The sequence below is a fragment of the Actinomycetospora flava genome (genome assembly GCF_037400335.1).
GTDB classification, from domain to species: Bacteria; Actinomycetota; Actinomycetes; order Mycobacteriales; family Pseudonocardiaceae; genus Actinomycetospora; species Actinomycetospora flava.
Genome location: NZ_JBBEGM010000002.1, coordinates 477,769 through 499,047, shown reverse-complemented (window position 1 = coordinate 499,047; position 21,279 = coordinate 477,769). Strand labels below are relative to the sequence as shown.

The following is a 21,279-nucleotide window of genomic DNA, read 5'->3' as shown; positions in this document are numbered from 1 at the left end:
GATCACTCACCTGGCGTCAGCCCTCGAGCTCCCGGGCGACGGCGCGGACGACCTCGGCGAGCCGCTTGGTGTTGCGGCGGTCCGGGTAGCGGCCACGGCGCAGGTCGGGCTGCACCTTGGCCTCGAGCAGCTTGATCATGTCGTCGATGAGGCCGTGGAGCTCGTCGGGCGAGCGGCGCGCGGCCTCGGCGACCGACGGCGCGGGGTCGACGAGCTTGACCTGCAGCGCCTGCGGGCCCCGCCGCCCCTCGGCGATCCCGAACTCCACGCGCTGCCCGGACTTCAGCGACTCCACCTCGCGGGGCAGCGCTCCCTTGGGCACGTAGACGTCGGACCCGCCCTCCTGCGACAGGAAGCCGAAGCCCTTCTCGGCGTCGTACCACTTGACCTTGCCGGTCGGCACCGTCGTCTCCCGGGTTCACATCGTCACGACAAAACGCCCCGGCGACCGCCGGAGCGCAGAGGCCCAGTTTATCCCCGCGCGGCCACCGCGAATCCGTGCGAGTTTCGCCGGGCACACGGCGGCCGACGGGGGTCACGACCCTGCCGGCGTGAGCCTCAGGCCGTCGGAGCGCTCGCGAGGCCGAGGAGCTCGACCGACTCCTCGCGCATCTGCACCTTGCGGACCTTGCCGGTGACGGTCATCGGGAAGTCCTCGACGACGTGCACGTAGCGCGGGATCTTGTAGTGGGCGAGCTTGCCGGTGGCGAACTCGCGCAGCGACTCCGCGGTGAGGGCCTCGGTGCCCGCCTTCTGACGCACCCACGCCATGAGCTCCTCGCCGTAGCGCTCGTCGGGGACCCCGATGACCTGCGCGTCGACGATGTCCGGGTGGGTGTAGAGGAACTCCTCGATCTCGCGCGGGTAGATGTTCTCCCCGCCGCGGATCACCATGTCCTTGATCCGGCCGGTGATGTTGATGTAGCCCTCGTCGTCCATGACGCCCAGGTCGCCGGTGTGCATCCAGCGGGCGCGGTCGATCACCTCGGCGGTCTTCTCGGGCTGCTCCCAGTAGCCGAGCATCACCGAGTAGCCCCGCGTGCACAGCTCCCCCGGCTCGCCGCGCGGCACGGTCAGGCCGGTCTCCGGGTCGACGATCTTGGACTCGAGGTGGGGCATCGTGCGCCCCACGGTGGACACGCGGCGGTCCAGCGAGTCGTCGACACGGGTCTGGGTGGACACCGGGCTGGTCTCGGTCATGCCGTAGGAGATGGCGACCTCGGACATGCCCATCCGCTCGACGACCTGCTTCATCACCTCGATCGGGCACGGCGAGCCGGCCATGATCCCGGTGCGCAGGCTGGTCAGGTCGTAGGACTCGAAGTTCTCCAGGCCCAGCTCGGCGATGAACATCGTCGGCACGCCGTAGAGCGAGGTGCACCGCTCGGCGGCGACGGCGTCGAGCGTCAGCGTCGGGTCGAAGCCGGGCGCGGGGATGACCATCGTCGCGCCGGAGCTGGTGCACGCGAGGTTGCCCATGACCATGCCGAAGCAGTGGTAGAAGGGCACCGGGATGCACACCCGGTCGGCGTCGCTGTAGCCGATGAGCTGCCCGACGAAGAAGCCGTTGTTGAGGATGTTGTGGTGCGACAGCGTCGCGCCCTTCGGGAACCCGGTGGTGCCCGAGGTGTACTGGATGTTGATCGGGTCGTCCGTGCTCAGCGTCGCCTGCACGTCGCGCACCCGCGAGACGTCGCCGTTCCGGACGAACAGCTCGTTCCACTCGTCGGAGTCGATGATCACGACCCGCTCCAGCGCGGCACGCTCGGGTCGGACCTCATCGATCATCGCGGCGTAGTCGGACGTCTTGAAGCTGCGCGCGGCCACCAGCAGCGAGATCCCGGCCTGGTCGAGCACGAACGCCAGCTCGTGGGTGCGGTACGCCGGGTTGATGTTGACGAGGATCGCGCCGATCTTGGCCGTCGCGTACTGCAGCAGCGTCCACGGCGAGCAGTTGGGCGCCCAGATGCCCACCCGGTCGCCCTTCTGGACGCCCAGGTCGAGCAGGCCCACCGCCAGCGCGTCCACCTCGGCCACGAACTGCGCCCAGGTGAAGCGCTCGCCGCGGGCCCGGTCCACCAGCGCCTCGGCGTCCGGGCGCGCCCCCGCGGTCCGGTCCAGGTTGTCGCCGATCGTGTCGCCGAGCAGCGGGATGTCGGAGATCCCGGACGTGTAGCTGGGCACGAGGGGCTGGGCTGGCGCCGTCACGATCTCTCCTCCGAGCATGCGGTGTGGTCCCGGCCACGATGTCACGTCGATCGCCCCGTCGTCACCGGATGTACCGACGGCCGGCGCCCTCCGGGGGCCGCCACCATCGGGTGCGGCTGCGACGATGCCGCCATGGGTGACGTGGTCGAGGTGGACGGCACCGGCCTGAGCAGTGAGGACGTGGAGAAGGCGACCGACCGGCTCGTCGACGTGCTCGTCGCCGCCGACGAGGACGGCTGGTACGGGCGGCTCGAGGTCGTGCGGCCGTGGTCGGAGCACAACCCGCACCTCGACGGGGAGTTCGCCCGCGCGGGCGCGATCCGCCGCTACCTGTGCCGCGAGCTGGCGTCGCTGCTGGCGACGGGCGCACGCATCACCGCACGCCCGTCGCGGGCCCAGCCGCCGTTCGACGACCCGGAGTTCTTCGTCGCGCTCGACGAGGACCGCGTCGACACCCGCTCGAAGAAGTTGTTCCTGTTCTCCCCCGAGCGGATGGCGCTCTCGATCGACCGGATCGGCCACTACACGGGCACACCGGCCGCGTCGTTCCAGCGCCACGTGCTCTTCACCAACTACGCGATGCACGTGGAGGCGTTCCTCGAGCGCTTCCCGGACGCCGTGCGCCCCGACCGTCCCGGCGCGCAGATGCCCGCCTACCACCACGTCACCGAGGCCGGCGACGGCGTGAGCCTGGTGAACATCGGCGTCGGGCCCGCCAACGCGAAGACCGCGACCGATCACGTGGCGGTGCTCCGGCCCGACACGATGATCATGATCGGGCACTGCGGCGGGCTGCGGAACCACCAGCACAAGGGCGACTTCGTGCTGGCCACGGGCTACCAGCGCGCCGACCACGTCCTCGACGAGGTGCTCCCGCTCGACGTGCCCGTGGTGCCCAACCACCGGCTGAACTCGTTCCTGCTCGACGCCCTGCAGCAGGCCGGCATGACCTACCGCCTGGGCATCGTGCACACCACCGACAATCGCGACTGGGAGTTCAACCAGCAGGCGACCCTGCGCGCCATGCGCCTGAGCCGCAGCGTCGCCGTCGACATGGAGTCGGCGACGATCGCGACCAACGGCTTCCGGTACCGCGTGCCGCACGCGACGCTGCTGTGCGTCTCGGACAAGCCGCTGCACGGCTCGCCGAAGCTCGCCGCCGGCGCCCAGGAGTTCTACGAGGCCTCCAAGCGCCACCACCTCGACCTCGCGCTGACCGCGCTGGACTCGGTGCGCCGCGAGCACCCCGAGGGCCTGCCCGGCCAGGAGATCCGTGCGGTCGACGAGCCGCTGTTCGGCGGCCCGCCCGACCTCTAGGCGCCCCGGGTACGTGAGCACTTTCCGGCGCTATAGCGCCGGAAAGTGCTCACGAGGGGCCGAACAGGCGCCGGACGCGGGCGCGGAAGCCGCGCCCGGTGAGCGCGAGGATCGCCCGCAACGGCGCCGGGGCGCCGGCGAGGAGCGCTCGGCGTTCGTCCGGGTCGGCGTGCGAGACCACCCACGGCACGACGAACGTCAGCGTCGCGAGCCCGAGCGTGCCGCGGAAGCGCTCCTGGAGCCGCGCGTAGTCCTCGACGCGGACCCGGTCGACGATGATCGGGAAGACGTCGCGCTCCTCGTCGGCGATGTGGCGGGCGAGCAGGTCCGCGAGCTCGTGGAGGGTCTCCGCGAGCGCGGGGGTCGGAGCCGCCGCGAGCGCACCGGCCCGGTCGAGCAGCGGGTCCAGCCGCTCGTGGTCCTCGGTGAGCGCGACCAGGCCGGTGCGGTCGCCGGCCACCGCCTCGAGCAGGGGCCAGACGTCGTCGTCCTCCACGCGGTGGTGGTTGACGATCTCGGCGGTCATCCCCCGCAGGTGACGGCGCAGCAGCCGCAGGCGCCGTCGGTCCGGGGCTCTGACCAGCTCCTCGGCCACGGCGGCGAGGCGGGCCGTGTCGGTGGTCATGGCGCGGTGCACCACGCGGTAGTCGAGCAGGTCGGGCACGGGCTCGCCGGGCCGGCGGGAGGTGGCGGTGTACGCAGCGGTCATGGTGGTCCCCTTCGCGGGTTCAGGTGGGTCTCGGTCGGAGCACGGCGTTCAGGCGGCCGCGAGCGGTCGCGCCGTGGTCGCCCGGTGGCGGGCGACGGGCACGCCGTCGGGGCGGGCGAGCAGGGCGCCGTCGGCACCGAGCCCGAGGGCGCAGGCGGTGCCGGCGTCGAGGGTGTGGACGGTGACGGGCGCGCTCCCCGAACGGCCGGCGGCGAGGAGCCGGGCGCCGGCGTCCGCCCGGGGCCCGGCGAGCACCGTCCAGCCCTCGCCGAGCAGGTCCAGCGTCGAGCGCCCGTCCGGGAGCACGAAGTGCGGCAGGCGGGCGCCGAGGTCGACGGCGAGCTCGGCGGCGACGTCGCGGCGGCTGCCGTCGGGGTCGGTCGAGCGCGCGACGACGTGCTCGGCGACCGGGCGGCGCTCGACCTCGTAGGTGTCGAGCAGCTCCGGGCCCGCCCAGCCGCGCAGCACCCAGGCCAGCTTCCAGGCGAGGTCGACGCCGCTCTGCAGCGCGGTGTTCATCCCGGTGCCGCCGCGCGGGGTGACGCGGTGCGCGGCGTCGCCGGCGAGGAAGACGTCGCCGGCCCGGAAGGTGTCCGCGACGTGGGCCGCGGCGTGGATCCGGCGGACGCTCTCGACGCGCACGTCGAGGTCGGGCACACCGGCACTGCGCCGGAGCAGGTCGGCGGCCTCGTCGGGGTCGTCGGTGTCCTGCCCGGGCACGTAGATCCACCGGTCGTCCCCGGCGGGGAAGAAGAGCCCCGGCGAGTCCGAGACCCAGTACAGCCCGAAGCGGACCGCCCCCAGGACCTGCGCGAGCGGCGCGTGCACGACCGCCTGGGTGCCGGACAGCACGCCGTCCTCGTCGCCTTGGACGTCGATGCCCACCGCCCGGCGCACCGCGCTGTGCGCGCCGTCGGCGCCGACGAGGTAGCGGGCGTGCACCTTCCGGCCGTCGGCGGTGGTAGCGACGACGCCGTCGGGATCCTGGGTGATCGTGTCGATCTCGATCCCGGAGGCCGTGCGCACGGAGGGCAGCGTCGCGAGGTGGCGGCGCAGCACCGCCTCGAACCGGTCCTGGGCGACGACCGCCGGCGCGGTGGGGCTGACCAGGGCGGCCTGCTCGCGCGTGGGGTAGCCGACCGCGACCGCCCGGCCCTCGTCGGCGGTCGCGAGCGAGGCGCACTCCCACAGCCACACGTCGGCGTCGGGACCCTGCGCGCGGACCGCCCGCTCGAGTCCCCAGGAGCGCACGTGCTCCATGGCCCGCGTGCTGATCACAGTGGCCCGCGGCCACGTGGACGGCGTCGGGCGCTTCTCGACGACGACCGTGTCGATGCCGTGCCGCCCCAGCGTGACGGCGGCGGCGAGGCCGGCGGCACCACCGCCGACGACGAGGACGTCGCACTTCCAATGAACATGTTGTCTCATGGAAGACAGGCTGTGCAGTCGAATACAGAGTGTCAAGCGAAATCTGCTAGGTTCGGCCTCGTGGCCACCCGGAAGTACGAGCAACGGTTGCGCGCCGTGTCCGCCGAACAGACGCGCCGGGACGTGCTCACCGCGCTGGAGGAGCGCCTGCAGGAGAAGCCGGGCGCCGCGGTGAGCCTCGAGGACGTGGCCCGGCGGGCCGGGGTGTCGCGGTCGACGGTGTACCTGGTGTTCGGGTCGCGGGCGGGCCTCTTCGACGCGCTGGCCGACGACCTGTGGGTGCGGTCCGGGCTCCCCGACCTCACCGAGGCGGTGGCTCACCCGGACGCCCGCGAGCACCTGCGCGGCGGTCTGCGGGCCGGCACGATGATCTACGCGGCGATGCGGGACGTCGCCGCGGTGCTGTTCGCGATGTCGGCGCTCGACCCGGACTCGGTGGGCGGCGCCATCGTCCGCATCGAGGACCACCGCTGGGGCGGCATGCTCCACCTCGCCCACCGCCTCGCCGAGCAGGGCGTGCTGCGCGACGACGTCACCGAGGCGGACGCCGCCGACACCCTCTGGGTGCTCGCGGGCTTCGAGAGCTTCGACGCGCTCTACACGGGCCGCAAGCTCTCCGCCGAGGAGGTCGCGCGCCGCCTCGTCCTCACCGCCGAGCGGGCCCTCTGCACGTGAGTGCTTTCCGCCCCTATAGGGGCGGAAAGCGCTCACATGGGTCAGCGGCGGCGCGGGTGCACGGCGACCTCGGTGGCCTTGACCGCGAACCACAGGTCGTCGCCCGGCTCGACGCCCAGCTCGGCGACCGCGGCCGGGGTGACGTCGGCGGCGAGGCCGTCGGCCCACGGCGGGCCGTCCGGCGACGCCGCCGCGCGCAGGCGCACGACCTCGCCCTGCGGCTCCAGCGCCGCGAGCCGGACCGGGAGCACGTTGCGGGGACTGCCGTCGGGGCGGTGGCGGTGCACGGCGACCGCGCTCGGCGGGAACACCGCGACCGCGGGCTCCCCGCCGGCGATCTTCTCCGAGGCGATGCCGTGCACCGTGGTGCCCTCGGGGGTGGTCAGCCCGTCGCCCGACGCGGTGCCGGTGACCAGGTCGAGCCCGGCGATCCGGGCGGCGAACGCCGAGCGCGGGCGCGCGAGCACCTCGGCGGTCGGGCCCGCCTCGACGACCCGGCCCTCGGCGAGCACGACGAGCCGGTCGGCGAGCACCACGGCGTCGACGACGTCGTGGGTGACGAGCAGGGTGGTCTGGCCGGTGTCACGCACGAGGCGGCGCAGCACCGAGCGCACGGCGGGCGCGGCGTCGACGTCGAGGGCGGCGAACGGCTCGTCGAGGAGCAGCAGGTCGGGCTCGACGGCCAGGGCGCGCGCGATCGCCACCCGCTGCGCCTGACCTCCCGACAGCGCCGACGGCCTGCGGTCGGCGAGCTCCCCGATGCCCACCTCGGCGAGCCGCTCGCCCGCGGCCTCCAGCGACTCGCGCCGCCCGCGCCCGGCACAGCGCGGGCCGAACGCGACGTTGTCCCGGGCGGTCAGGTGCGGGAAGAGCAGCGCCTGCTGGCTGAGCAGCCCGACCCGGCGCCGGTGGGCGGGCACGGCGAGCCCGGTCGCGGTGTCGGTGAGCGTCCGCCCGCCGAGCGTGATCCGCGCGTCCTTGGGGATGTAGAGCCCCGCGAGCGTGCCGAGCAGCGTCGACTTCCCGGACCCGTTCGGCCCGAGCACGGCGACGACCTCGCCGGGCGCGACCTCGATCTCCACGTCCAGCGTGAACCCGCCCCGGCGCGTCGTCACCCGCGCGCGCAGCCCCCCGGATTCCGACCGAAGGTCCCCTTCGGTCGGTCTACCGGGCGAGGGGTGCCCTTCGCCGGAACCGCCGGCACGGTCGGCACGGTCGGCGGCCCACGGTCGGCGCCGGATCGGCGGCCTCATCGCACGCCCGTCACGTCGCGCGTGCGGGTGGTGACGATGATGAGGACCGCGACGACCACGAGCACGAGGGACATGGCGACCGCGCCGTCGAGGTCGTTCTGCGACTGGATGTAGATCAGCAGCGGCAGGGTCTGCGTGGTGCCCTGCAGGTTGCCGGCGAAGGCGATCGTCGCCCCGAACTCGCCGAGCGCCCGCGCGAACGACAGCACCGCGCCCGACACGAGGCCGGGAAGCACCACGGGGATCGTGACCCGGCGCAGGGCGGTCAGCGGCGAGGCACCCAGGGTCGCCGCGACGACCTCGTAGCGCTCGCCGGCCGTGCGCAGCGCGCCCTCGAGGCTGACGACGAGGAAGGGCATCGCGACGAAGGTCTGCGCGATGATCACGGCCTCGGTCGAGAACGGCACCGTGATGCCGAACCACGCGTCGAGCAGCTGCCCGACCGGCCCGGTGCGCCCGAGCAGGAACAGCAGGGTCAGCCCGCCCACGACCGGGGGCAGGACCAGCGGGAGCAGCACCACCGAGCGCAGCACCGGCAGACCGGGCAGGTGCGACCGGGCGAGCACGAGCGCCAGCGGCGTGCCCAGCAGCAGGCAGAACGCGGTCGAGATCAGCCCGGTGACCAGCGAGAGCCACAGGGCGTCGAGCGCCGCGGGGGTGCTGATGAGCGCGAGGAAGTTCGGCCAGTCGGTCCGGACCACCAGCCCGGCGACCGGGACCGCGATGAGGCCGAAGCCCAGCGCGGCGGGCACCCACACCGGCCAGGGCAGCGCGAGGGAGACCGCGCCACCCCCGGCCGGACGTGCGCGCGTCACTTCAGCGCGAACCCGGCCTGCTGCAGGACCGCGTCGCCCTGGGGGCCGGTGACGAACTGGATCCAGCTGTTCGCGAGGTCGGCGTTCCGGCTGCCGGCGACCGCGCCGACGAGGTAGTTCTGCGCCGCGCCCTGGGCCGTCGCCTGCGGGAAGTCGATGCCCTGGACCTGCCCGTCCGACGCCCGCACGTCGGTGACGTAGACGAGGCCGGCGTCGACGTTGCGGGTGACGACGCGCTGGAGCACCGAGCGGACGTCCTGCTCCTCGCTGACCGGGTCGAGCGTGACCCCGGCGGCGCGCTCGGCCGCCTCGGTCGCGGCGCCGCACGGGACGGCGGGGGCGCAGACCGACTCGGTGACCTGCGGCCCGACCAGCGAGGTCAGGTCGACGATCCCCTTCGGGTTGCCCGGCTGGACCGCGATCTGCAGCTTGTTGGTCGCGTAGGTCACCGGCTCGCCCTGGATGCGCCCGGCCTGCTGCGCGGTCTGCATCGTGCGCGTGCTCGCGGTGGCCAGGACGTCGGCGGGCGCGCCCTGCACGACCTGCTGGGCGAGCGTGTCCGAGCCGCCGAAGTTGAACACGACGGTCGTGCCCGGGTTGGCCTGTTCGAACTGCGGCTTGAGCTGGTCGTAGACGTCGGTCAGCGAGGCCGCCGCGGAGACCGTGAGGGTGCGGGTCGGCGGCGCCTGTTGTTCCCCACCGGAGGATCCGCCGCAGGCGGCGACCCCGAACGCCAGGGTGGCGGCCGCAGCGGCCAGGACGAGTCTGCGGGCGCTGCTCACGCCATGCCTCCGGGGGTCTCGACGATGATGTGCGACGCCTTCACGACCGACACGGCCAGCGACCCGACCTCGAGCCCGAGCTCCTCGACGGCCTCGGTGCTCATGAGCGAGACGACGCGGTGGGGCCCGCACTGCATCTCGACCTGCGACATGACCTTGTCGCTGACGATCTCGGTGACGAGCCCGACGAAGCGGTTGCGGGCCGACCGGCCCACCCCGGAGGGGTCGGGGGTGGCGTGGGCCTGGGCCCGGGCGAACGCCGCGAGGTCCGCCCCGGCGATCACCTTGCGGCCACTGGCGTCGGCGGTCACGGGCAGGGAGCCGCTGTCGGTCCAGCGCCGCACCGTGTCGTCGCTCACGCCGAGCAGCCGAGCGGCCTCGGCGATCCGGAAGTGCGTCACGGCGGGCAGTGTATGACCGTGAACGCGTCTGTACAGCCCCGCGTGAGCCGCATGTCCGGCGTGCGGCCGTCCCGACGGGTCGTCCGGCGCTTCCCTCGCGCGGTCGGGCCGGGCGGTGGGAAGGTGCGGAGGTGGACTTCGCCCCCAGTGCCGCGGCTCAGGACTACACCGACCGGATGCGCGCCTTCCTCGACGAGGTGGTGCTGCCCGCCGAGAAGGTCTACGACGCCTGGCGCGAGGAGCGCCGCGGGACGTCGGCCGAGCACGACCTGCCGCCGGTGATGGAGGAGCTCAAGAGCGAGGCCCGCGAGCGCGGGCTGTGGAACCTCTTCCTGCCCGACGTCTCGGGGCTGTCGAACCTCGAGTACGCGGCGGTCGCGGAGGTCTCGGGCTGGTCGCCGGTGATCGCGCCCGAGGCGATCAACTGCCAGGCGCCCGACACCGGCAACATGGAGACCCTGCACCTGTTCGGCACCACCGAGCAGAAGCAGCAGTGGCTCGAGCCGCTGCTCTCCGGCGAGATCCGGTCGGCCTTCGCGATGACCGAGCCCGCCGTCGCGTCGTCGGACGCCACCAACATCACGACCTCGATCCGCCGCGACGGCGACGAGTACGTGATCACGGGCAAGAAGTGGTGGATCTCCGGCGCGGCCGACCCGCGCTGCCAGGTCTTCATCGTCATGGGCAAGACCGACCCGGACGCCCCGACCCACCGCCAGCAGTCGATGATCCTCGTGCCCCGCGACGCGCCGGGCCTGACGATCACCCGCCCGCTGCCGGTGTTCGGCTACCAGGACCAGCACGGGCACTGCGAGCTCGAGCTCAACGAGGTGCGCGTGCCGGCGTCGAACCTCCTCGGCGAGGAGGGCGGCGGCTTCGCGATCGCCCAGGCGCGCCTCGGGCCCGGCCGCATCCACCACTGCATGCGCCTCATCGGCATGGCCGAGCGCGCCGTGGACGCGATGGTGCGCCGGGCCAACGACCGCGTGGCGTTCGGCAAGACCCTGGGCGAGCAGGGCGTCGTGCGCGAGCAGATCGCCGAGAGCCGCATCGAGATCGAGCAGGCGCGCCTGCTGGTGCTCAAGACGGCCTGGCTGATCGACAACGTCGGCTCGCGGGGTGCCGCCACCGAGATCGCGGCGATCAAGGTCGTCTGCCCGCGGATGGCGTGCGCCGTCATCGACCGCGCGATCCAGATCCACGGCGGCGGCGGGGTGTCCGACGACTTCCCGCTCGCGTACGCCTACGCCTGGGCGCGCGCCCTGCGTCTGGCCGACGGCCCCGACGAGGTGCACCTGCGCTCCGTGGCGCGCCAGGAGCTCAAGGCGCACGGCTGACCGGTCTACGTGAGCGAACTTTGGGGCTATCACCCCAAAGTTCGCTCACATGGGGTCAGGCGCCGGCGCGACGTGTCGGCGCGGGCACGAACAGGCCGAGGCGCCAGGCGTGGCTGACCGCCTGCGCACGGTCGCTCGCGGCCAGCTTGCGGAACAGGTGCCCGGTGTGGGACTTGACGGTGTGGTCGGAGAGGTAGAGCCGCCGGCCGATGTCGGCGTTGGTGAGCCCGCGGCTGACGCCGATGAGCACCTGCACCTCGCGCACCGACAGGTCGAGGCGCTTCTGGGCGTCCAGGTCGACGACGACGTCGTGCAGGCCGTCCTCGGGCGTCGAGAAGCCCTCGACCGGACCGCGCGCCGACGGGACCGCGGGCCGGGGCACCAGGTCGTCGCCGGCCGCCGTGGAGGCGAGGCTGCGGACCAGCGTGCGGATCATCGCGCGCGGCGCCTCCCAGCGCAGGAAGCCCGCGGCGCCCTCGGCGAGCGCCTGCTGGGCGGGCGCGTGCGCCTCCCCCGACCCGGCGACGAGCACCGCGGTGCCGGGGGCCTCGGCGAGCACGCGGCGCACCACGTCCAGCCCGCTCGGCTCGGTCTCGGCCAGGCCGAGGACCGCGATCGCCCGAGGGGTCGCCGCGAGGCGCGTCAGCAGGTCGTCGGCGTCGCGGGCGACCGCGACCGCCTCGGGACCCGCGACGGTGTCGACCAGCATCTGCAGCCGACGTCGCGCCTGTGGCCGCCCGTCGTGGACGACACACGTCTCTCCTGAGCCCCCGCTCTCGTGCACCCCGATAGACGTACCTCATCAGGGTGACGACCGGCGTGGCGACGCGCGGGGTGGAGATCAACCGAATCACAGTGTTGTAAGTCCCCTGCCCGGCTATCACCCACATGCGTCTCCCTGCTTTCGCTTGTCCACACAGAGTGGACGACCTTGCATGGGCGCCGACGTCCTCGACTCCACCGGGGACCCGGATTCGCGGGAGCACTGATGGCGGGAGGCCGGACCGGACACCGGACCCGGAGGGCAACCGGTACCGCCGTGGCGGTGGGCGCGGTCCTCGCGTCCGTCCTCGCCGCTCCCGTGGCGAGCGCCGTGCCCACGAGCGAGTCGTGGGTCGCCGAGCTCGCGATCGAGGGCGGCGACGACAGCAACGTGGTCACCGCCGACGAGGCCGTGCGGCTGCGCGACCGCGCCCCCCGCGCGACGAGCACCGGTGAGGCGCCGGCCGAGGGACAGCTCCTGCTCGCCCCGCGCCGCCCCGCCGCCGTCACCGACCAGGTGTCCGCCGAGGTCACCGCCGACGTCCCGGCGGGCGCGCAGGTCGTCGTCGCCGTGCGCGGCATCCGCGAGGACGACACGTGGAGCGAGTGGCGCGAGGCCGAGCCGGGCCGCCCCGCGCGCCTCGAGCAGGCGACGTTCCAGATCCAGGTGCGCGTCACGCTCGTCGCCGCGCCGGACGGCTCCGGGCCCGCGCTGCGCCGGCTGGGGCTGACCGCCGAGCAGGGCCCGCTGCGCTTCGCGGCGCCGGCCCCGGCGACCACCGTCCCGCTGACCTCCCGCGTCTTCGCGACCCGGATCGGGCTCGTCGGCAACGACACCGCCAACGGCCACGAGGTCGTGCGCGACGACCGCTTCGCCGCCCTGCCCTCCCGGCGCAGCCTGAGCCCGCGCGGTGAGGGCGACTACACCGCGCGCGTCTGCGCGTCCGAGACCCGCTGCACCTGGGTGCCGCTCTGGGACGTCGGCCCGTGGAACACCCGCGACGACTACTGGAGCGAGAGCGCGACACGGCAGGAGTTCAACGACCTGCCCCGCGGGCGTCCGCAGGCCGAGGCCGCGTTCACCGACGACTACCGCGGCGGCCGCGACGGCTCCGGGCGCCGCATCGCCAACCCCGCGGGCATCGACCTCGCCGACGGCACGTTCCGCGACGACCTCGGGCTCACCGACAACGCCTGGGTCACCGTCACCTACCTCTGGACGGGCACCGGCCCCTCGGGCACCGCGATCGACCGCACCGCGCGCCTCGAGGTCCGTGCCGCGCCCGCCGCCGACGCGGCCGTCGTCGGGGTCGTCGCCCCGCAGGCCCGCATGTCCTACGAGTGCGCGGTGGACGCCGCGGGCGGTCGCACCGGGGTCGGCACCCGGTGGATCCGCCTCGGGCCCGCCCAGTTCGTCCCGGCCGACCAGGTGGAGGCGCGCGATGTCCCGTCCTGCTGACTCCCGGCGCGCCAGCGCCCTCGCCGTCGCGGCCGGTGCCGTGGGGCTCGCGCTCGCGCTCGCCGTGCCCGCGGGCACGGCCGGTGCTGCGACCGACCCGCCGCGCACCGAGAGCTGGTCGCCCGAGCTCGCGATCGACGGCGGCGACGACCGCGGCGTCGTCCTCGACGGCGGCGCCATCCGGCTCGACGACACCGGCGCCCGCGACGGCGAACTGGTCCTCGCGCCGCGGCGCACCACGGGCGTCGTCGACTCCGTCGCCGGCGTCCCCACCGCCGACGTCCCGACCGGCGCGTCGGTGGTCGTCGAGGCGCGCGGGCTGCGCGGCGACGGCACCTGGGGCTCCTGGGTCACCGTGCCCCGCGAGGGACAGGCCCGCCTCGGCGGTCCGAGCACCGAGCTGTCGGTCCGCGTGCTGCTGCGCCGCGCCGACGGCGGCGACGGCCCCGTCCTGCGCGCCCTGTGGCTGACCACGACCGCCGTGCCGGCGCCGGTGACCACCGAGACGCGCACCGAGACGCGGACGAAGACGGTGACCCCGGACCCGACGACGACCACCACATCGACGACGTCGACGACGTCGACGGAGCCCACCACCACGACCACCGAGCCGACCACGACGACCACATCCGTCGAGCCGACGACCACGCAGCCGACGACCACGACGACGGCACCCACGACCACCACCACCGAGCCGACGACCACCACGACGACCGCCGGGTCTCAGCCGTCCCAGCCGTCCCAGCCGTCGCAGCCCAGCCGGCCGTCGCAGCCCAGCCGTCCCTCGCGCCCGTCGCAGCCCCCGGCCGACACGACGACGTCCACGACGACGAGCACGACGACCACCACCACCACGACCACGCCCGTCACGCCGCCGCCGGGTCTCGTGCCCGATCTCGGGATCCCGCAGCTCCTCCCGGCACCGCTCCCGCCCGCGACGCCGGTGAACGACGCCGGGGCCGGCACGTGGTGGGGCCAGGACGTGCTCGACTGGCTCGACCGGGCTCTGTGATCACCGGCCCGCGGCCGGAACCCCCACGCTCTCGGCGGTGACGACGCCGTCGGCGTCGGGCACGCCCAGCACACTCACCCGCGTGCCGCGCGTGAGGCCGCCGACCTGCTCGGGGCGCTGCTCCTGGCCGACGACGCGGGTGGCGGGCGAGGTCCGCACGGGCACGAGCCTGCCCTCCGGGGTCCGCACGGCGATCAGGCCGTCGCCGGTGCTCTCGAGCGTGCCGACGAGCGGGACGCCGACGCCCGCGGGCGGCGCGCAGGACAGGCAGCCGACCGCGAGGTAGCGGTCGGCGATCACTCCCCCGACGACGCCGAGCACGAACACGGTCAGCATCGCCAGGGCCGTCACCCAGCGCCGCGGGCGGGGCCGCTCCCGGCCCGCGGGCGGCTCGTCCTCGCCGTCGGGCCGCGAGCCCGGGTCGGTCGCGTACTCCCGGGCCCGGTAGTACTCGTCCTCCCAGTCGTCGCTGTGGTCGTACCCGGAGTCGTCGCGGTCGGTCACGGCCGCGGCCCCGGGTCGCGCGGGACGAGGACGCGGTCACCTTCCCGCAGCCCGGCACGGATCTCGATCGACGTGGCGTCCGCGATCCCGGTGGTGACCCCGACGACTCGGTCGGGGCCGCGGCCGTCCGCCGGGCGCACGAGCACCGTGCCCCGCCCCGGACCCGTGGGCCGCACGGCGGCGGGCGGCACGACGAGCACCCCGACCGCGCGGTCGACGACCACCCGCACGTCGGCGACCTGGCCGACCCGCAGCGTCGGCGGGGGCAGCGACGCCGCGACGGAGACGCCGTAGGCGCCGTCCGGGCCCGGCGCCGGCTCGACGCCGACGACCTCGCCGAGCACCGGGTCGCCGACGCCGTCGACGACCGCCGACGCCGGCTGCCCGGTCGCCGCGCGGGGGACGTCGCGGGGCGCCACCGCGGCCCGGACGACGAGCGCGCTGAGGTCCGCGAGGCGCACGAAAGGCCGGCGGCTCGGGGCGTCGTCGGGGGTGGGGGCGCCGGCGACGACGCGGTCGCCGACCTGCCCGGCGACCGCCGTCACCGTGCCGCCGCGCGGAGCGCGCAGCACGGTGCCCTCGAGCTGGCGGTTCGCCTCGGCCAGCTCCGCGCGGTCCCGGGCGGCGTCGGCCTCGAACCGCCCGACCGCGACGAGGTCGACGGGGACGGCGGCGCGGGCGGCGGTGATGTTGCGGGTGTCGGCGGCGAGGGCGGTCTGGGCGGCGGCGATCCGCCCGCGGACCGGGCCGTCGTCGAGGGTCGCCAGGACGTCCCCGGGCGCGACGACGGCGCCCGTGGCGACGTCGACCGTCCGCACGACGCCGCTGGTCACGAACGAGACGTCCGCGTCGCCCGCGCTGCGGACCGTCCCCGGCGCGCGGAGCTCGGTGACGACGTCGGCGCGCACCACCGGCACGACGGCGGCTCCCGGGCCGGGCAGGAGCTGCGGCGCGCGCAGCAGGACCGCCACCGTCCCGGCGCCGGCGAGCAGGACGACCACCAGCACCGTCGGCAGCAGCCAGCCCAGGCGGCGCCGACCGGTGGACATGGTGGCCGACGGTAGTGCCGGTCCCCGCGCACTCCGGGGAACCGCGGACCCGGCGTGTCACCCGTCCGAGCGAGGAGTCAGTCCGCGACCGCCACGAGGTGCCCCACCGCGTCACCTTCCCGAGCGAGGCGGAGCAGCTCCGCGGCGAGGTCGGCGCGGGCCACGCGGTGCCCCTTCGGCAGGTGGCGGTCGAGGATGCGCCGGTAGCTCCCGGTGCGCGGACCGTCGGTGAGCTGGGGCGGGCGCACGATCGTCCAGTCGCGGTCGCTCGCGCGGACGATCTCCTCCATGCGGGCCAGTCCGCATAGGGATGGCGGAACACCCGCTGCAGGATCGGCTTGACGAGCAGGCGGACGGCGAGGTCGTCGCCCTCGCCGGGCAGCCCGGAGGCGCTGACCACCACCAGCCGGCGCACCCCGGTCCGCGCCATCACCGCGAGGACCGCGGTGACGCCGTCGGTGCACACCGTCGTCGGGCCCCGCCCGCGCGCGCCCAGCGCCGAGACGACCGCGTCGGCGCCGCGGACCGCGCCGTCCAGGGCGTCGGGCTCGTCGAGGCCGGCCCGCACGACGGTCGCCCCGGCCGGGACCTCCGACCCCGCGCGCGCCACCGCCACCACCTCGTGGCCCTCCGCGAGGGCCTGCGTCACGACCTCGCGCCCGGTCCGGCCGGACGCCCCCAGCACCACGATCCGCACGACCCTCTCCTTGGTGAGTGAGTACTCACCAACCTAGGATGACGACGTGCCGAGGGACACGTCAAGCCGGTCGACGCGGGACCGCATGCTCGACGCGGCCCTCACCGTCATGCGGGACCGGGGGGTCGCGCGCGCCACCACCAGGGAGATCGCGCGCGAGGCCGGGTTCTCCGAGGCCGCGCTGTACAAGCACTTCGAGGACAAGACGGCGCTGTTCGTCGCCGTGCTCGTCGAGCGGGTGCCCTCGCGCTTCACCGACGTCCTCGACGGCCTGCCCGCGCGGGTGGGCACGGCGGACGTCGAGGAGATCCTCGTCGAGGTGGCGACCGAGGCGGTCGCCTTCTACCGCGAGACGTTCCCGATGGGGGCCTCGCTGTTCTCGGAGCCGGCGATCCTCGCCGCACACCGGGCGGCGCTCGCGCGGCTCGGGACCGGTCCGCACGTGGCCGTCGACGGTCTCGCGGACTACCTCGCGGCCGAGGCCCGGCTCGGCCGGGTCGACGCCGCGACCGACCCGCGGGCGGCGGCGCTGCTCCTGCTCGGGGCGTGCCAGATGACGACGTTCCTCGCGGCCTTCGGCGGCACCGACCGGACCGCCGACCCCCGCGGGCTCGCCCGTGCCGCCGTGCGAGGACTGCTCCCCCGCTGACCGGCGCACCCCGGGCCGTGTGTCGGCATCCGGCGCGGCGGACACCCCGAGGGTTCGGAGCAGGACGTGAGGCGCCTCTCCGATCGGACCGTTTCCCCGCACCGGCCGCCGCACCTGCGATCTTCTTCCGCCGCACCTCACCGCATCTGCGGACGAGGCCTCCGACCTGCGGAGATGTGGCTCACCGCCGGTGCCCGACACGGTTAGGGTGGATCGTGATGACCGTTCTCGACCTCGGAGTGCCGGCCGTCCCCGGGGCCGCCACCACCGCCACCACGGACACCAGCGGCCGTCCCGCCGACGCCCGCCTGGTCGACTCCTGGGGACGTGTCGCCACCGATCTGCGTGTGTCGCTGACCGACCGCTGCAACCTGCGCTGCACCTACTGCATGCCCGCCGAGGGCCTGGAGTGGATGCCGACCGAGCAGGCGCTCACCGACGACGAGATCGTGCGCCTGGTGCGCGTCGCCGTGGAGCTGCTGGGCGTGCGGGAGATCCGCTTCACCGGGGGCGAGCCGCTGCTGCGCAAGGGGCTCGAGGACATCGTGGCGGCCACCGCCGCGCTGTCGCCGCGCCCCGAGATGTCGGTGACCACCAACGCTCTCGGTCTGACGCGGCGCGCCGCCGCCCTGGCCGCCGCGGGTCTCGACCGGGTCAACGTCTCCCTCGACACCCTGCGCCCCGAGCGGTTCGCCGAGATCACCCGTCGCGACCGGTTGGGCGACGTCCTCGCCGGGCTGCGCGCCGCGCGCGAGCACGGGCTCGACCCCATCAAGATCAACACGGTCCTGATGCCCGGGCTCAACGACGACGAGGCGCCGGACCTGCTCGCGTGGGCGCTCGAGGAGGGCTACGAGCTGCGCATCATCGAGCAGATGCCGCTCGACGCCGGCCACTCGTGGCAGCGCGACCGCATGATCACCGCCGAGCAGATCCTGGCGTCGCTGCGCACCCGCTTCACGCTGCGCGAGGACACCGCCGAGCGCGGCGGGGCGCCGGCCGAGCGGTTCCTCGTCGACGGCTGGACCGGCCACGACGGCGGGCCGGCGAAGGTCGGCGTCATCGCCTCGGTGACCCGCCCGTTCTGCGGCAACTGCGACCGCACGCGGCTCACCGCCGACGGCCAGGTGCGCAACTGCCTGTTCTCCACCACCGAGAACGACCTGCGCAGCCTGCTGCGCGGCGGCGGCACCGACGACGAGATCGCCGACGCCTGGCGCGTGGCCATGTGGGGCAAGAAGCCCGGCCACGGCATCGACGACCCGGGCTTCCTGCAGCCCGACCGGCCCATGAGCGCGATCGGAGGATGATGACCGCTTCGACCGACGTCCGCGTCACCACGAACACCGTGACGGTGCGCTACTTCGCCGGCGCCAAGGCCGCCGCCGGCACGCGCAGCGAAGCCCTCGAGGTCCCCGCCGGCGCCACCGTCGCCGACCTGATCACCGCCCTGGCCGCCGACCACGGCGATGCCCTCGCCCGCGTCCTCGCCGCCGCGAGCTTCCTGCTCGACGAGACCGCGGTGCACGACCGCACCACGGTCCTCGCCGGCGGCGCCGTGTTCGACGTCCTCCCGCCCTTCGCCGGCGGCTGAACGTCAGCGTCCTACTGAGCACGCCGATAGGGTGGCGTCGCTGTCATTGAGCGTCCGTATCGCCACGCGCTCGACGTCGGCGGTGTTCTACAGGACATGAGCGTCGTCCACGAGACCACCATCGGCCCGCTGCACCTCGAGGCCTCCGCGCAGGGCCTCACCCTGCTCGGGTTCTCCCCCGTCGACGGGGACGCCGACCGCGACGAGGCCGCCGAGCAGGTCCTCGACCTCGCCCGCCGCGAGATCGACGCCTACCTCGACGGCTCGCTGCGGGAGTTCACCGTGCCCGTCGACCTGTCCGCGCACCCCGCCTGGGACCGCCGCGTCCTGGAGGAGCTGCGCTCGGTCGGCTACGGCGAGACGGTCAGCTACGGCAAGCTCGCCGCCGCGTGCGGGCTCGAGCCCGTCGACGCCCGGCGCGTCGGCGGGGCCATGGCCCGCAACCCCGTCGCCATCGTCGTGCCGTGCCACCGCGTCGTCGGGTCCGACGGCAGCCTGACCGGGTACGCCGGGGGCCTGGACCGCAAGCGCACGCTCCTCGACCTCGAGGCGCGCGACACCCTGCTGTTCTGACTCACCGCTCACATCCGGGGGCCGACCTCCCGATCATCGGGTAATCGTTGCTTCAGCTAACGATCACCGGCGATCGAGGAGGTCGGCCATGCCGCGCGCGGACGTCGAGACCCACCTGCAGGCGTTCTCGGAGCACCGCGAGGACCTCGCTCTCGTGCACCGCGACCGGCGCCTGAGCTTCGGCGACCTCGCCGACGCCGTGCACCGCACGGCGCGCGTCCTCGCCGGGCGTGGCCTGGCGCCCGGCGACCTCGCGGTGATCATCGGCGGCAACGAGCCCGAGGTGATCGTCGCCCGCTACGCCGCGAACCTCCTGGGCGCCGGCGTCACCCAGCCCTACGCCGGGCTCGCGGAAAGCGCCCGCGGCCGGATCGTCGACGACGTCGACGCCGCCCTGGTGCTCGTCGCGCCCGGCCACACCGCCGAGGCGGACGCGGTGCTCGCGCACGCCCGCCCCGTGCCGACCGTCGTCGTCGACGACGCCCTCGTCGCCGGCGTCGACGCGAGCCCCGTCGCGTGCGGGGCACGCCCCGGGGACGTCGAGCAGATCCGGCACACCGGCGGGACCACCGGCCACCCCAAGGGCATCACCTACACGTTCGGCCACCACCTGCGCATGACCGAGGAACCCGGCCGGTTCGCGGGGATGTTCGGCGACTCCCCGGGCCGCCAGCTCGTCTGCACCACCATCGCGCACGCCGCCGGCGGCATCGCCGACCGCACGCTGGCCGGCGGCGGCACCGTCGTCCTGCTCGACGGGTTCGACCCCGCCGAGGTCCTCGCGACGATCGAGCGCGAGCGGATCACCGACCTGTGGCTGCTCCCGCCGCTGCTGCACCGGCTGCTCGACCACGCAGATCTCGACCGCCGCGACCTCACCAGCCTGCGCACCGTCGTCTACGGCGGCGCGCCCGCGGTGCCCTCCCGCCTCGCCGAGGCCGTCCGCCGGATCGGGCGGGTGTTCGTCCAGTTCTACGGCCAGACCGAGGCGGGCGGCATCAGCATCCTGTCCCGCGAGGAGCACGACGACCCGGAGCTGCTGCTGACGGTCGGGCGCGTGCTGCCGACGACCGAGCTGGCCGTGTGCGACGAGGACGGCGCGCGCCTGCGCGACGGCCGGCCCGGCGAGCTGTGGGTGCGCACCGGGATGGCCATGGACGGCTACTGGAAGCAGCCCGAGCTCACCGCCCGCACGATCACCCCGGACGGCTGGGTGCGCACCGGCGACGTCGGCTTCCTCGACGACCGGGGCTACCTGCACGTCGTCGACCGGCTCGGCGACGTCGTCGTGGTCGTCGGCGGGCACGTGCACACCTCCGAGGTGGAGAACGTGCTGGTCGAGCACCCCGCCGTGCGGGAGGCGGCGGTGTTCGGCGCGCCGGACGCGGACGGGTCGGAGAGCGTGCACGCGGCGGTGGTCGCCGACGGGGCCGTGGACGCGGGCGAGCTCGCCGAGCACGTCGCCGAGCACCAGGGCGCGATGGCCGCGCCGCGCGAGGTCACGGTGATCGAGGAGATGCCGCTGACCGACACCGGCAAGGTCGACAAGACGGCGCTGCGGGAGCGGGCGAGCTAGACCCCGCTCAGACCCGGCGGCGCAGGCCGGCGAGCTCCTCGAGCAGGTCGGCGACGTCGTCGACGTCCTCGACCTCGTAGGGCGCCCCGGCGCCGAGGTCCTCGCCGACGCCCACGATCACGTCGCCGGACGCCCCGGCGATCGCGACCCCGACGCCGACGAGCGCGGTGGCCCCGACCTCGTCGCGCAGGGCGGGCAACCCCTCCGGCGCGACGACCCGCAGGCCGCCCTTCGCGCCGGACAGGAACATCAGCTCGGCGACCTCGTCGGCCGCACGGTCGGAGACGACGGCGACGGTCGTGTCCGCCAGGGCCACGAGCACGTTGAGCGCCTCCGACGACACCTGCTCGGCGCGCGCCTGGTCGGGATCGCCCTCGTCCGGCGCGAGCGCCCCGTCGAAGGCGCAGGCCACGAGCAGCGTCGGCGTCTCCGCCACCCGGTCGAGCGCGCCCCAGAGCGCGTCGTCCGTGTCCACTCGA

General features: G+C 74.6%; 23 protein-coding genes and 1 pseudogene. 10 read left to right on the top strand and 14 right to left on the bottom strand.

Translation table 11 applies throughout. The features are described 5' to 3' along the window. Window positions 1-16 precede the first annotated feature (16 nt). Together WCD58_RS09065 and WCD58_RS09060 are read right to left on the bottom strand one after the other, a co-directional pair. Complete coding sequence (locus WCD58_RS09065; protein ID WP_337701801.1) at window positions 17-403, bottom strand: cold-shock protein; 387 nt, start codon at window positions 401-403, stop codon at window positions 17-19. Between the two features lie 155 nt (window positions 404-558). Beyond that, window positions 559-2,208, bottom strand: coding sequence for an AMP-binding protein (locus WCD58_RS09060; protein ID WP_337701799.1), 1,650 nt, complete (start codon window positions 2,206-2,208; stop codon window positions 559-561). Window positions 2,209-2,340: 132 nt separating this feature from the next. On the opposite strand from WCD58_RS09060, the gene WCD58_RS09055 reads away from it, so the two are divergent. After that, window positions 2,341-3,525, top strand: coding sequence for a phosphorylase family protein (locus tag WCD58_RS09055; RefSeq protein WP_337701797.1), 1,185 nt, complete (start codon window positions 2,341-2,343; stop codon window positions 3,523-3,525). Between the two features lie 49 nt (window positions 3,526-3,574). Here WCD58_RS09055 and WCD58_RS09050 read toward each other — a convergent pair whose 3' ends face one another. Both WCD58_RS09050 and WCD58_RS09045 read right to left on the bottom strand, forming a co-directional pair. After that, entirely contained in the window at window positions 3,575-4,234 is a 660-nt protein-coding gene (locus WCD58_RS09050; RefSeq protein WP_337701795.1) for a hemerythrin domain-containing protein, read from the bottom strand. Between the two features lie 48 nt (window positions 4,235-4,282). Further along, complete coding sequence (locus WCD58_RS09045; protein ID WP_337701793.1) at window positions 4,283-5,662, bottom strand: FAD-dependent monooxygenase; 1,380 nt, start codon at window positions 5,660-5,662, stop codon at window positions 4,283-4,285. A 60-nt stretch (window positions 5,663-5,722) separates the two neighbouring features. Between WCD58_RS09045 and WCD58_RS09040 the strand changes: the two genes are divergently transcribed. Continuing rightward, complete coding sequence (locus WCD58_RS09040; protein ID WP_337701790.1) at window positions 5,723-6,337, top strand: TetR/AcrR family transcriptional regulator; 615 nt, start codon at window positions 5,723-5,725, stop codon at window positions 6,335-6,337. Window positions 6,338-6,378: 41 nt separating this feature from the next. On the opposite strand, the gene WCD58_RS09035 is transcribed toward WCD58_RS09040, so the two are convergent. The 4 genes from WCD58_RS09035 to WCD58_RS09020 all read right to left on the bottom strand — a co-directional run bounded on the left by WCD58_RS09035 (window position 6,379) and on the right by WCD58_RS09020 (window position 9,588). Then, entirely contained in the window at window positions 6,379-7,452 is a 1,074-nt protein-coding gene (locus WCD58_RS09035; RefSeq protein WP_337701789.1) for a sulfate/molybdate ABC transporter ATP-binding protein, read from the bottom strand. A 134-nt stretch (window positions 7,453-7,586) separates the two neighbouring features. Then, window positions 7,587-8,405, bottom strand: a complete 819-nt coding sequence (locus tag WCD58_RS09030; protein ID WP_373696196.1) for an ABC transporter permease — start codon at window positions 8,403-8,405, stop codon at window positions 7,587-7,589. Then, complete coding sequence (gene modA / locus WCD58_RS09025) at window positions 8,402-9,187, bottom strand: molybdate ABC transporter substrate-binding protein (protein WP_337701787.1); 786 nt, start codon at window positions 9,185-9,187, stop codon at window positions 8,402-8,404. The genes WCD58_RS09030 and modA overlap by 4 nt, the downstream gene beginning before the upstream one ends. Further along, the gene (locus tag WCD58_RS09020; RefSeq protein WP_337701785.1) at window positions 9,184-9,588 is read right to left on the bottom strand and encodes a TOBE domain-containing protein; all 405 of its coding nucleotides are present in this window, start codon (window positions 9,586-9,588) and stop codon (window positions 9,184-9,186) included. The genes modA and WCD58_RS09020 overlap by 4 nt, the downstream gene beginning before the upstream one ends. Window positions 9,589-9,719: 131 nt before the next feature. Here WCD58_RS09020 and WCD58_RS09015 point away from each other — a divergent pair, with 131 nt between their 5' ends. Next, the gene (locus WCD58_RS09015; protein WP_337701783.1) at window positions 9,720-10,925 is read left to right on the top strand and encodes an acyl-CoA dehydrogenase family protein; all 1,206 of its coding nucleotides are present in this window, start codon (window positions 9,720-9,722) and stop codon (window positions 10,923-10,925) included. 55 nt (window positions 10,926-10,980) lie between these two features. On the opposite strand, the gene WCD58_RS09010 is transcribed toward WCD58_RS09015, so the two are convergent. Next, the gene (locus WCD58_RS09010; protein WP_337701780.1) at window positions 10,981-11,634 is read right to left on the bottom strand and encodes a response regulator transcription factor; all 654 of its coding nucleotides are present in this window, start codon (window positions 11,632-11,634) and stop codon (window positions 10,981-10,983) included. Between the two features lie 336 nt (window positions 11,635-11,970). Between WCD58_RS09010 and WCD58_RS09005 the strand changes: the two genes are divergently transcribed. Next, the gene (locus WCD58_RS09005; protein WP_337701778.1) at window positions 11,971-13,146 is read left to right on the top strand and encodes a DUF8814 domain-containing protein; all 1,176 of its coding nucleotides are present in this window, start codon (window positions 11,971-11,973) and stop codon (window positions 13,144-13,146) included. Further along, window positions 13,130-14,158, top strand: coding sequence for a hypothetical protein (locus tag WCD58_RS09000; RefSeq protein WP_337701776.1), 1,029 nt, complete (start codon window positions 13,130-13,132; stop codon window positions 14,156-14,158). The genes WCD58_RS09005 and WCD58_RS09000 overlap by 17 nt, the downstream gene beginning before the upstream one ends. Here the strand turns inward: WCD58_RS09000 and WCD58_RS08995 are convergent, their stop codons facing one another. The 4 genes and pseudogenes from WCD58_RS08995 to WCD58_RS08980 all read right to left on the bottom strand — a co-directional run. Beyond that, entirely contained in the window at window positions 14,159-14,662 is a 504-nt protein-coding gene (locus WCD58_RS08995) for a hypothetical protein (protein ID WP_337701774.1), read from the bottom strand. Next, a complete protein-coding gene (locus WCD58_RS08990; protein ID WP_337701772.1) occupies window positions 14,659-15,711 on the bottom strand; it encodes an efflux RND transporter periplasmic adaptor subunit in 1,053 nt (350 codons plus the stop codon). Before WCD58_RS08990 ends, WCD58_RS08995 begins: the two co-directional genes overlap by 4 nt. A 77-nt stretch (window positions 15,712-15,788) precedes the next feature. Next, window positions 15,789-16,001: an NAD(P)H-binding protein gene (locus tag WCD58_RS08985; protein WP_337701771.1), complete on the bottom strand. Its 213-nt coding sequence runs from the start codon at window positions 15,999-16,001 to the stop codon at window positions 15,789-15,791. Window positions 16,002-16,132: 131 nt separating this feature from the next. Then, window positions 16,133-16,360, bottom strand: a pseudogene (locus WCD58_RS08980) (NAD(P)H-binding protein); the annotation flags it as partial. A gap of 94 nt (window positions 16,361-16,454) precedes the next feature. Here WCD58_RS08980 and WCD58_RS08975 point away from each other — a divergent pair. The 5 genes from WCD58_RS08975 (at window position 16,455) to WCD58_RS08955 (ending at window position 20,800) form a co-directional block, all read left to right on the top strand. Further along, entirely contained in the window at window positions 16,455-17,057 is a 603-nt protein-coding gene (locus WCD58_RS08975) for a TetR/AcrR family transcriptional regulator (protein ID WP_337701768.1), read from the top strand. Window positions 17,058-17,275: 218 nt separating this feature from the next. After that, a complete protein-coding gene (gene moaA / locus WCD58_RS08970) occupies window positions 17,276-18,367 on the top strand; it encodes a GTP 3',8-cyclase MoaA (protein ID WP_337701766.1) in 1,092 nt (363 codons plus the stop codon). Then, entirely contained in the window at window positions 18,367-18,651 is a 285-nt protein-coding gene (locus tag WCD58_RS08965) for a MoaD/ThiS family protein (protein WP_337701764.1), read from the top strand. Before moaA ends, WCD58_RS08965 begins: the two co-directional genes overlap by 1 nt. 96 nt (window positions 18,652-18,747) lie before the next feature. Beyond that, window positions 18,748-19,224 carry a methylated-DNA--[protein]-cysteine S-methyltransferase gene (locus tag WCD58_RS08960; RefSeq protein ID WP_337701762.1) on the top strand — a complete coding sequence of 159 codons (477 nt, stop codon included), beginning with the start codon at window positions 18,748-18,750 and terminating at the stop codon, window positions 19,222-19,224. An 88-nt stretch (window positions 19,225-19,312) separates the two neighbouring features. Continuing rightward, window positions 19,313-20,800 (top strand): AMP-binding protein, encoded by a 1,488-nt coding sequence (locus WCD58_RS08955; RefSeq protein ID WP_337701760.1) that lies wholly within the window; start codon window positions 19,313-19,315, stop codon window positions 20,798-20,800. A 7-nt stretch (window positions 20,801-20,807) separates the two neighbouring features. On the opposite strand, the gene WCD58_RS08950 is transcribed toward WCD58_RS08955, so the two are convergent. Further along, window positions 20,808-21,275, bottom strand: a complete 468-nt coding sequence (locus WCD58_RS08950) for an HAD family hydrolase (protein ID WP_337701758.1) — start codon at window positions 21,273-21,275, stop codon at window positions 20,808-20,810. Window positions 21,276-21,279: the final 4 nt, after the last annotated feature.